At 38.7% G+C, this 12,173-nt stretch carries 9 protein-coding genes; 7 read left to right on the plus strand and 2 right to left on the minus strand.

Annotated features, from left to right (window positions below; genetic code table 11):
* Positions 1-39: 39 nt before the first annotated feature.
* A complete protein-coding gene (pabB, locus tag J3U37_RS01120) occupies positions 40-1,776 on the minus strand; it encodes an aminodeoxychorismate synthase component I (RefSeq protein ID WP_267373001.1) in 1,737 nt (578 codons plus the stop codon).
* A 1-nt stretch (position 1,777) separates the two neighbouring features.
* Positions 1,778-2,353: an anthranilate synthase component II gene (locus tag J3U37_RS01125; protein WP_267373002.1), complete on the minus strand. Its 576-nt coding sequence runs from the start codon at positions 2,351-2,353 to the stop codon at positions 1,778-1,780.
* Positions 2,354-2,885: 532 nt separating this feature from the next.
* Between J3U37_RS01125 and J3U37_RS01130 the strand changes: the two genes are divergently transcribed.
* The 7 genes from J3U37_RS01130 (at position 2,886) to J3U37_RS01160 (ending at position 11,990) form a co-directional block, all read left to right on the plus strand.
* A complete protein-coding gene (locus tag J3U37_RS01130; RefSeq protein ID WP_267373003.1) occupies positions 2,886-3,236 on the plus strand; it encodes a hypothetical protein in 351 nt (116 codons plus the stop codon).
* A gap of 158 nt (positions 3,237-3,394) precedes the next feature.
* On the plus strand, positions 3,395-4,906 hold the full coding sequence (locus J3U37_RS01135) for an MFS transporter (protein ID WP_267373004.1): 1,512 nt from the start codon (positions 3,395-3,397) through the stop codon (positions 4,904-4,906).
* A gap of 1,051 nt (positions 4,907-5,957) precedes the next feature.
* Positions 5,958-7,172 carry a D-mannonate dehydratase ManD gene (manD, locus tag J3U37_RS01140; RefSeq protein WP_220217969.1) on the plus strand — a complete coding sequence of 405 codons (1,215 nt, stop codon included), beginning with the start codon at positions 5,958-5,960 and terminating at the stop codon, positions 7,170-7,172.
* Between the two features lie 16 nt (positions 7,173-7,188).
* The gene (locus tag J3U37_RS01145; protein WP_267373005.1) at positions 7,189-8,202 is read left to right on the plus strand and encodes a Zn-dependent oxidoreductase; all 1,014 of its coding nucleotides are present in this window, start codon (positions 7,189-7,191) and stop codon (positions 8,200-8,202) included.
* A gap of 63 nt (positions 8,203-8,265) precedes the next feature.
* Positions 8,266-9,612 carry an MFS transporter gene (locus J3U37_RS01150; RefSeq protein WP_220217967.1) on the plus strand — a complete coding sequence of 449 codons (1,347 nt, stop codon included), beginning with the start codon at positions 8,266-8,268 and terminating at the stop codon, positions 9,610-9,612.
* 27 nt (positions 9,613-9,639) lie between these two features.
* Positions 9,640-11,124: a mannitol dehydrogenase family protein gene (locus tag J3U37_RS01155; protein WP_267373006.1), complete on the plus strand. Its 1,485-nt coding sequence runs from the start codon at positions 9,640-9,642 to the stop codon at positions 11,122-11,124.
* A 182-nt stretch (positions 11,125-11,306) separates the two neighbouring features.
* A complete protein-coding gene (locus tag J3U37_RS01160) occupies positions 11,307-11,990 on the plus strand; it encodes a GntR family transcriptional regulator (protein ID WP_267373007.1) in 684 nt (227 codons plus the stop codon).
* Positions 11,991-12,173 lie beyond the last annotated feature (183 nt).

Raw genomic sequence — 12,173 nt, forward strand, 5'->3', positions numbered from 1 at the left:
TTGACGGAATGTGCTACCTAATCAATATCCATTCAATTGTTATCGGTACGCTTTTTTAAACTCTTCAAACACGCTGTTATCAATCTCGACCCACTTTCTGACACTATTAATAAAGGCGATTTTTTCGGCTTGCAATAGTTCGTTTTTACTAATGGTTTTTTCCAATATTTTTTGGTTGTCTAAATAGTATTGCCGCATAGTACCCGGCAACAGCCCGCTACTGATTTTAGGGGTAAACCATTGTTGATTGATTAGTACAACAATATTGCCATTGACAAATTCGGTTATCTCGTCGTTTTGGTTGAAATTAATGTACTCTTTTCCTGTTGTTAACGTCGGGAAATGGTGGCGATTGCTGGTTTTATGATAAAGATAAACATTATTGCTATTGACACACTGTGGTGCAAAAGCCAGCTTATTGATCTGCATTGGCGCCGATATAGCATCGATAGTGATCAAAGCATTGCCTTGTGCAGGTTGCTCGATGCGCAATTTATAGCGACCTTGAGCATAACTATTAGCAATCTGAGCCAGTTGCTGTTTGATATTGGTAATATCACAGTTAAAGTCGAAATAATGCGCAGACTGAGTTAAGCGGGTTAAATGCTCATCGGGCAACCAAATTTGTCCGTTTTCAAGCAATAATGACTCGATAATCGCGTCCGGTGTGCAAGCGGTGCGAGTTAAAATGGCGCTTTTAGCCAAAACCTCGTCATATTCATCTTGTGATGTTGAATCCCAGGTGATCCCACCGCCGACGCCATAATGTAACTGCCCATCATGTATGGTTAAGGTGCGAATAGGAATATTAAATATGGCTTTATTTTTTAACGGTTCAATATACCCAATAGTGCCACAGTAAACACCTCGTGCTGAGTTTTCAATATTAGCAATAATTTGCATGGTGCTGGTTTTGGGGGCGCCGGTAATTGAGCCACAAGGAAATAGCGCTTGAAAGATTTGATATAAATTGGTCTGCGGCTTTAATTGGCCTTCAACGGTAGAGGTTAGCTGCCAAACCGTTGGATATTTCTCGGCGGTAAACAGCTTAGGTACATGAACAGTACCGGGCCTGGAAATTTGGCTTAAATCATTGCGCAGTAAATCAACTATCATCATATTTTCAGCTTGATTTTTATCTGACATTAACAGCGCTAATTGTTGCTCATCGTGTTGATAACTCATGCCTCTCGGGGTTGTTCCTTTCATCGGTTTGGTAGTGATAGTTTGCTTATCTAATTTAAAAAAAAGCTCCGGCGAAATGGATAAAATACAATAATTATCAAATTCGATATAAGCACAATAACCGGCATGGTTATTTTTTTGCAAAAAATGATAATAATCAATAGGGTTATCATTAAACGGAGCAGTTAATTTAATCGTATAGTTAGTTTGATAAGTATTGCCGGAGGCGATTTGCTGTCGAATATAATCTATTTTTTGCTGATATTGATCAATCGTGGTATCACTGACTAAGTCAAACGTAGGCGGGGTATAGTCATCAAAATAGGGTGGTTGTTGGGTACTATAGCCGTCAAAAATACCAAATAGCACAAGAGGGGCATCATGCTTACAAGGGGATTTGGTTTTCATTGCCAAATTAAAACCTGTCGCACTTTCATAAGCCAGATAGCCAACCGCATAATAACCTTGATCGGTAAACTTTTCGATCTCATCAATCTGTTGTTTGATAGCGTTGGGATTATCGGTTTTAACTATTTTGATCGGATCGCAAAAATAACGACGCTCGCCTTCAAAATCGATATAAATTTTCATATTACGGTTGCTCATTAACAAAATTGTGGATCATTTGTAAACCAAACTCAGTTTTGATCGCTTCGGGGTGAAATTGTACCGATTCAATCGGCTGTGTTTTATGGCGCAATCCCATAATTAACCCTTGCTTATTTTGGGCGGTGACCATTAAAGGTGACTGATGAGGGGGTGCCTGATTATCCGCTATCAGTGAATGATAGCGCACCACTGACAATGGATTTTTAAGCCCTTTAAATAGTCCTTGCTCATCATGGACAATGGTATCAATCTTGCCATGCATTGGCATCGGCGCTTTGATAATTGAATAACCATAATATTGCGCAATGACTTGATGACCTAAACAAATCCCAAGTATTGGGCATTTTCCGGCAAACTCATCAACTACAGCCAGCGAGATGCCAGCACTATTTGGCTCGCCCGGTCCCGGTGAAATAACAATTTTAGAAAACGCGAGCTGTTTTAACTGTTCAATGGTTTTTTCATCATTTTTGATAACCCCAACATTGGCACCCGCTCGGCATAGGTAATCATAAATATTAAAGGTAAAAGAATCGTAGTTATCAATAAGTAGTATCAAAGTTTTATCCGTTGAAAATAGCAAATTAACGCGTTAGCGATGATTAATTTTATTTACTCCAAAATTAACCAGATAGCTTTCATTATACAAATAACGCCACTAAAAAAAGAGAGACGACCAATAATAAATATGTGTTTTATGGTTTTTTTACTTAAACACCTATATTTTCTGAAAGTTTTTGACAAGATTAGCGCCTTTTTTGTGATTGCTTTCACAAAAATATACAACTCTACTTGTATGGTAGTATCTACGTAGTTATTTTGTCATTGCTGAAATTGACACGAACGGTTTGAAATGAAACGGATCAACGCTAATAGCGCATCTGAAAGATTTGACTACTATGGCATCGCTAAGTTACCTGCGTTTATCCCCAAATAACTGCTGTCTAAATATTAAAATGATTAATCAGGATTATTTGACAATTAACTCATCATTCTGACGAATCAACCAAAGCGCAGAATGAAAAATAGAGGCGGTTTATTCATTTCACATTGAGTTAAAGAAAATGGTGAAGGTGTTAAAGGAGTAGGTTATGGCTTTTATTCATCAAACTTTTCGATTAAACAATCAAGTAGATCAAAAACCATGTCTGCCATTCCACCGACCTTTACTTCTGTTAGATTGCGGTTTTGATCGGAGCGTTAATTGTTACACAACCCCTATGGCTGATTTTCAAAAAATCAAAATAGCCAGATCGAACAGACTCAACCGTTCACTGCGGAGCTTTATTGATACTCAAACAACTGCGCAAACGCATTTCACCCTACTTACTGTTCCTAAACTATCGATGCCATATGTTCGCATGCGAACAGTGTTAGAACGATTAAGTGTTGGTGGTGCTGTTCAATATTCTCACTCAATTTTAGATAACTTTTTTAGATAACTTTGTTGGTCAATTGGCTTGCGATTACCGCATTGCTTACCCTGACCGATTGCCTGGAAATACTCAAGCTGGTTTTACATTTTGAGTGGCTAGAGCAAGCAAAGCGATGAGAAGAGATAAATAGTCACAATGTTTTTAATAAACGGAAGGAATTAACAATGGACACTAAAATGATTAAAAATAGGAAAGTAACGCTTCCTATAGCAATTGGTTATGGTCTTACTGATATCATGGGCGGGGGCGCATTTACCATTATTGGTGCATGGCTACTGTTTTTCTACACAACCTTCGTTGGATTAACGCCACTTCAAGCGGCATCGATTGTGGCAATAGCAAGGATTGTTGATGCAATAATTAGCTTATTTATGGGGAGTTTTACCGATCACTTTTATCAATATAAATTGGGGCAAAAGTTTGGACGTCGGCGGTTTTTCTTATTAATTGGCTCGCCATTGATGTTACTTTATGCATTACTTTGGATAGTGGGCATGAACTTTTGGTTTTATCTTACTGCCTATCTCGTGTTTGAAATTGTAGCAGCAATTGTACTTATCCCGTGGGAAACACTCCCTTCAGAGATGACCAAAGATTATAATGACCGAACAAAATTATCTACCGGCAGAATGTTTTTATCTGCCTGCGGTACGTTTTTAGCTACATTTGTTCCGGGGGTATTGATTCACTATTTGGGTGAAAATAATGCCTATGCCTATTTTATCAATGGATTATTATTTGCGATTATTTTTGCCGTATGCGTCTTTATCTCATATAAAGTGACATGGGAAAGAGAGCCAACCGCCGAAATGTTAGCACAATTGAATAAAGCGCCTGTCAAAAAAAGCTGGGCAGAAAGATTGGATTTGTTAAAAAAACTATTTTCCCAATACTTTTCAACGTTAAATATCAAAGCATTTCGTCGTCATTTAGCGATTTATCTTTGTTCATTTACCGCAAAAGATGTGTTTAATACCGTCTTCGTATTTTTTTGCGTATATTGTTTAGCTGTCCCTTCATCTTTAGCCGCCAGTCTACTTTCGCTCAGTATTATCGGCTTACCCATTACCTTAATTGCCGGTTTTGCCATGGTAAAATATGGGCCGGGTAAATTATATACATTCTCTTACTCGACAATGATTATTTGTCTCATCGGTTTTTATGGGGTTTATATCTTTAACCCGGACTCAAAAATATTACTGCTTTATGTGTTTGCGGTTTGTTATCAAGCAGGTCGAGCCGTTCTTGAGTTTACCCCTTGGAACGTGTTTCCATTTATTCCGGATGTCGATGAAATATTAACCCGACAACGACGGGAAGGATTATATGCCGCTGTAATGACATTCGGTCGAAAAACCACCGTGGCGATTGCAACCTTTATTGTCGGGCTGATTTTACAGCATGGCGGATTTGTTCAAGGTAGTGCTGTACAAAGTGATCAAGCCATCACCACCATTGGTTTACTGTTTTTAGGTGGAACAGGCGGATTATTATTGATCGCCCTAATCTTTGCCCTTACCTTCAGACTCAATAAACAGACTCATACCATATTAGTGCATGAGATCGACAGACTAAAAAACGGTGGTGCAAAGCAGGAAGTGACTGAAGAAACCCGAAAAGTGGTTGAAGATCTGACCGGTCACGAATATGAAAATGTTTGGCGAGCTGTTAAATAGTGCAAGAAAGTTTTAACCATTAACTTATTAAACTTGCTTTAGCGTATCGCTATACCGATACGCTATTTACTGAAAACCTAAACTATCGAACAATTTAATTAACTTATTGATGAATTTTTTCATTAAAAAGATCCATTATCAGCGCATTCCTCTGTTTTTTACTTAAACGTCTATATTTTCTGAAACTTCTTGACAAGATTTGCTTGTTGTTTGAAAAGTGTTTTACGCAATCAAAACAATCAAGCTTGCTCTTGCGCCCAACCTATTAATTGCGACATATCTTGTTTAAGCGTATCGCTATACCGATACGCTATTTACTGGAAACCTAAACTATCGAACAATTTAATTAATTTATTGATAACATTTTTATTAAAAAGATCCATTATCAGCGCATTCCTCTGTTTTTTTACTTAAACGTATATATTTTCTGAAACTTCTTGTCAAGGTTTGCTTGTTGTTTGAAGTGCGTTTTACGCAATCAAAACAATCAAGCTTGCTTTAGTGCCCAACCTATTAATTGCGACAGATCTTGTCTAAGCGTACCGCTATACCGATACGCTATTTACTAGAAACCTAAACTATCGAACAATTTAAATAGCTTATTGATGAATTTTTCCATTAAAAAGATCCATTTTTAGCGCATTCTTCTTTTTTTACTTAAACGTATATATTTTCTGAAACTTCTTGACAAGCTTCGCTTGTTGTTTGAAAAGTGTTTTACGCAATCAAAACAATCAAGCTTGCTTTAGCGGCAATCTATTTATTGCGATATATCTCGCTTAAACATAGCGCTATTCGAGTATACTCCTTGCAGAAGACCAAAAAATAACGACTAATTTAATTAGCTTGTGGATGAAATTTTTTATTAAAAAGATCCATTATTGACATATTCCTCTATTTTTTTACTTAAACATATATATTTTCTGAAACTTCTTGACAAGATTTACTTGTTTTTTGTGATGCCTCTCACAAAAACATACAACTCTACTTGTATGGTAGTATTTATGTGTTTATTTTTATCGCACAGAAATCCAAAAAAAAGAGGTTTGAAATGAAAATAGTTAAAGCAGAAGTTTTTGTATGTAGTCCGGGAAGGAACTTTGTCACCCTAAAAATCACCACCGATGAAGGTGTGTATGGTGTTGGTGATGCTACGCTTAACGGGCGTGAGCTATCGGTTGCATCTTATCTTAAAGACCACCTATGTCCGCAACTCATAGGGCGTGACCCGCAGCAAATTGAGGATATTTTTCAGTACTTTTATAAAGGGGCTTACTGGCGCCGTGGACCGGTTACGATGTCGGCAATATCTGCCATTGATATGGCGCTGTGGGATATTAAGGGCAAACTTGCCAATATGCCACTCTATCAATTATTGGGCGGTGCTTCACGCACGGGCGTTATGGTTTATTGCCACACAACTGGCGCCAGTATTGATGAAGCGCTCGACGATTATGCCAAACACAAAGAAATGGGCTTTAAAGCTATTCGGGTGCAGTGCGGTATACCGGGTATGAAAACAACATATGGTCAAAGTAAAGGTAAAAATTTGGCCTATGAACCGGCAACACGTGGCAATTATCCGGAAGAGCAGTTCTGGGCAACGGATAAATATCTTGATTTTACCCCTAAATTGTTTGAAGCCGTTCGCAATAAATTTGGCTTTAACGAGCATTTATTACATGACATGCACCACCGCTTAACGCCGATTGAAGCCGCTCGTTTCGGTAAAAGTGTTGAAGATTACCGACTATTTTGGATGGAAGATCCCACACCGGCAGAAAATCAAGAATGTTTTCGCTTGATTCGTCAACATACTGTTACGCCAATCGCTGTTGGTGAAGTATTCAACAGTATTTGGGACTGCAAACAGTTGATTGAAGAGCAACTGATTGACTATATCCGAACCACCATAACTCATGCCGGCGGTATCACCCATATGCGACGCATTGCTGATTTTGCTGCACTTTATCAAGTCAGAACTGGCTCACATGGGCCGTCAGATTTATCGCCTATTTGTCATGCTGCGGCGCTACATTTTGATATGTGGGTACCGAACTTTGGCGTACAAGAATTTATGGGATATTCCGAGCAGATGCTCGAGGTGTTCTCGCCAAATTGGACGTTTAACGACGGTTATATGCATCCAAGTGACAAACCGGGATTGGGTATCGATTTCGATGAAAAACTTGCTGCTAAATATCCGTATAACCCCGCTTATTTACCGATTGCTCGTTTAGAAGACGGCACTTTATGGAATTGGTAATTTAACAGGAGCAAATATGAAAAGCGTAGTGATTAAACAACCTAACGAGTTGGTGATTGAAGAGCGAGAGCTGCCAAAACCGGCGAAAGGTGAGGTGAGAGTAAAAATCAAATTAGCCGGGATATGCGGTTCTGATAGCCATATCTATCGTGGTCATAACCCTTTTGCTAAATATCCAAGAGTGATTGGGCATGAATTTTTTGGTGTGATCGATGCGGTCGGTGAAGATGTAGATAGTAGCCGAATTGGTGAGCGAGTTTCGGTCGATCCGGTTATCAGTTGTGGACATTGTTATCCGTGCTCGGTCGGTCGTCCTAATGTTTGCACAAGCTTAACAGTACTGGGTGTTCATCGTGACGGAGGATTTAGTCAGTATGCAACGGTACCTAGTGCTAACGCCTACACAATTCCTGATGAAATAAGTGATGAATTTGCGGTCATGATTGAACCGTTTACTATTGCGGCTAATGCAACCGGACAGTTGCATCCCACCGAACACGATGTGGCATTAATTTATGGTGCAGGTCCAATGGGGTTAACTTCATTGCAAGCACTTAAAGGCGTATACAAGGTTAAACAAGTGATTGTTGTTGATCGCATCGATGAGCGTTTAAACATGGCGCAATTATCTGGCGCTGATCGCATAATCAATAACAGCAATTTAGCATTAAAAGATGAACTCGATAAATGCAATATCAAACCAACACTGATTATTGATGCCGCTTGTCATCCATCAATTTTACAAGAAGCTATCACCATTGCTTCGCCTGCTGCAAGAATTTTAATTATGGGCTTTTCAAGTGATCCTTGCCAAATCACTCAACAAGGGATCACCAGTAAAGAGCTATCTGTTTTTTCTTCTCGCTTAAATGCCAATAAATTCCCGATTGTGATTGATTGGTTGAAGAAGAAATTGATCGATCCGCAAAAATTAATCACGCATCGATTTGATTATACCAACGTGGCAGAAGCTATAGAGACTTTCGAGAAAGATCAAAAATCGTGTTGCAAGGTGTTATTAACCTTTTGAGTGATTTTAAACAAAGCCTAAAGCGTGACTTTGTTATATAGATAAATTATAAGTGAGTAGAATATGAGTAATATAGGAAATAATAAAAGTGAAAGAAACACTTCGGATCTGGTTAAAGCAGCGGTTTCTGGTTGGCTTGGTACGGCATTAGAGTTTATGGACTTTCAGTTGTACTCTTTAGGGGCAGCACTGGTTTTTCATGAAATATTCTTCCCTGAACATTCAGCAATCATGGCGTTGATTTTGGCAATGGGCACTTATGGTGCCGGTTATGTGGCTAGAATTATTGGGGCTTTTGTGTTCGGTCGAATGGGGGATGCCATTGGTCGAAAAAAAGTTCTGTTTATTACTATTACCATGATGGGCGTGTGCACAACGTTAATTGGGGTTTTACCAACCTATGCGCAAGTCGGTATTTTTGCCCCGTTGATGCTGGTTATTTTACGTATTGTTCAGGGCTTAGGGGCTGGGGCTGAAATTTCCGGCGCCGGCACCATGTTAGCTGAATATGCACCAAAGGGGAAAAGAGGAATCGTCTCTTCATTGGTGGCAATGGGAACTAACTGCGGTACATTAAGTGCAACCGCAATATGGGCGTTGATGTTCTTTTTATTAGACAAAGATCAGTTAGTGGCTTGGGGCTGGCGAGTGCCGTTTATTGCCAGTGTTGTGGTGATGATTTTTGCCATTTGGTTACGCTTGAATTTAAAAGAAAGCCCGGTATTTGATGAAGTAAATGATAAACAGAGCCATCAACAAGTCGATAAACAACCAGTTAAACCTATTTCTTTGCTTGAAATGTTTAAAAGCAAATCGTTCTGGTTGGCCACCGGACTGCGTTTTGGTCAAGCCGGCAATTCCGGATTGATTCAAACTTTTTTAGCCGGTTATTTAGTGCAAGCACTATTATTTAATAAAAGCATCCCAACAGATGCGTTGATGATAAGCTCGATTGTTGGCTTTTTTACCATTCCTTTATTAGGTTGGTTATCCGATAAAATTGGTCGCCGTATTCCCTATATTATTATGACGCTGTCAGCGATATTGCTTGCTTATCCGATGTTATCGATAATTGTTGATAAAGATAATTCAGTTAATACAATTACGCTATGTTTGATTCTTATTCATAATATTGCAGTATTAGGGTTATTTGCTTTAGAAAACATTACCATGGCTGAAATTTTTGGCGCTAGAAATCGATTTACGCAAATGGCGATTTCCAAAGAAGCCGGTGGCCTTATTGCGGTGGGATTTGGTCCAATTTTAGCCGGTATTTTTTGCAATATAGTTCAAGACTGGTGGCCAATTGTTGTCATGATTATTGTTTACTCGTGTATTGGTCTTATCTCGGCTATCTGTATGCCGGAAGTAAAAGATCGTAATCTAGCTGACTTAAATGATGCAGCGTAATAAAGTCAATTTTGGTGGAAAATAACAATGAGATTATCAAATCAAACATTATCACAACTGCCACAACAAGTTGTGGTACCTAACTATGACAGAAACAAGCTGAAAACAAAAATTGTTCATCTCGGCTTTGGCGCTTTTCATCGGGCTCATCAAGCTGTTTACGCTGATATCCTTGCAAGTGAGCAGGGTAGTGACTGGGGCTATAGTGAAGTCAATCTGATTGGTGGTGAAAAGCAGATTGAAGATCTAAAACAGCAAGATTATCTATTTAGCGTGTGCGAGATGTCCTATGATGATTGGTCAACTCGGGTGGTTGGCGTGGTTAAACAAGCGCTACATGCCGATGTCGACGGTATCAGTAAAGTTTTAGAGGTGATGACGCGCCCAGAGATCGCCATTGTCTCCATAACCGTTACTGAAAAAGGCTACTGTTACTTACCGACTACTGCATCAATCGATACGCATAACGAACTTATCAAGTATGACATAGCCAATCCTACCAAACCGAAAACCGTGCCGGGCGTAATTGTCGAGGCGCTACGTTTACGTCAAGAAAAAGGCTTGCCTGCTTTTACGGTTATGTCTTGTGACAATATGCCTGAAAACGGGCATGTCACACGAAATGTGGTGTTAGCATTAGCCAAAATGCGTGATGCAAAATTGGCACAATGGATTGAAGAAAATGTCAGTTTCCCATCCACTATGGTTGATCGCATTGTGCCGGCTGCGACCAGTCAAACTATGGAAAAAATCCAACAGCAACTTGGCGGCATTGACGATCCTGCGGGTATTGCGGGCGAACCATTTAAACAATGGGTTATTGAAGATAATTTTGTCGCCGGTCGTCCTCAATGGCAAAAAGCAGGGGCTGAGCTGGTCAATGACGTTTTACCTTATGAAGAGATGAAACTACGTATGTTAAATGGTAGCCACTCCTTTTTGGCTTACCTTGGCTATTTGGGTGGATATCGACATATCGATGAATGTATGCAAGATGCAAATTATGTCAAAGCCGCTCGTCATCTTATGTTGCAAGAGCAAGCACCGACATTAAAAGTTAAAGGTGTCGATTTACAGGCATATGCTGATTCCTTGCTTGACCGTTATCGCAATACCGGATTGAAACATCGTACTTGGCAAATTGCAATGGATGGTACATTGAAGTTACCTCAACGTATGCTTGATTCGATCCGCTATCATCTGGCGCATAATACCGCTTTTGATTGCTTAGCTTTGGGTGTGGCAGCTTGGATGCGTTACGTCAGTGGCATAGACGATGCAGGTCATTTAATTGAAGTATGTGACCCTTCAGTTGATAAAATAAAAGCATTAGTTGCCAATAGCGCTGATAATCAAGAACGGGTTAAGGCACTGCTTTCATTAACTCATGTGTTTGGTGAGGATTTAACTAATAACTCAAAATTCATTGAGCAAGTGACAGACGCTTACATTTCTTTACGTAATATTGGCGCTAAACAAACGGTTGAAAAATTAGCACAAAATTTCTCCTAGTGCCTAATTTCATTTCAAATAATGACAGTGTAATGCTCGCAAGACATTACACTTTTTATTTCGATGTAAATGGATCATGATTTATCTTCCAATATTTAACGCTATTGTTTAAAAAAACTTTTCTTATATTTAAAAATCCCCTACTATTCTCGGTTATCTAATCGCTTATATAAGAATGGTATATGTTTAAATCTATTGACTTAAATATTTCTGAACCTGTTAATCAACAAATTTATCGCACGTTAAGAAGAGCTATTATCACTTGTCAGGTATTACCCGGCGTTTTATTATCAGAAAAAGAGATTTCGGGGCAATTTAATGTTTCACGGCAACCAGTTCGTGAAGCTTTTATAAAATTGGCTGAAGCGGGTTTAGTGCAGATCTTGCCTCAAAGAGGCACGTATGTAACAAAGATATCGATTAAAAAAGTGGTTGACGGGCAATTTATTCGTGAAGCGGTGGAATGTGCCATTATTAAACGAGTGGCACAGGAAATTAGCGATTTAGATATCGCTTTGTTACAGAAAAATCTTGATGAGCAAAAAGAGGCGAATGCACGTAAGGATATTCGTTTTTTCTTGGAAAAAGATGATGAATTTCATCAAATTTTAATGAATGTCATTGATTGCCAAATGGCATGGGAAACGGTTGAAAATATCAAAGCGATGATGGATAGAGCAAGATTTTTAACTTTAGGCGATATTTCCCAGCCGGAAGATCTGGTTAAACAGCATGAGAAAATTTTTGTTGCGTTAAAAAATCATGATCCGGAGCTTGCAGCGCAAGCCCAACATGAGCATTTATCGGCAATATTACAGACAATTAAAATTATCTCGCAGCAAAAAAATGAATGGTTTGTCGATTAGTTGATATAAATAAAATCATAAATATAAGTATTTAACTTATCGATATAACATATTTTTATTAATACATATATTAACGTTATACTTTTTCGTACTATTAATGAGGATTTCGATTCTTTACTTTTTTTTTATAGACTAAATGATTTAATCGAATTAACATAGGCACGCTCAAAAGTACAATATATT

Source organism: Gilliamella sp. B3172, from assembly GCF_026536465.1.
Classification (GTDB): Bacteria; Pseudomonadota; Gammaproteobacteria; order Enterobacterales; family Orbaceae; genus Gilliamella.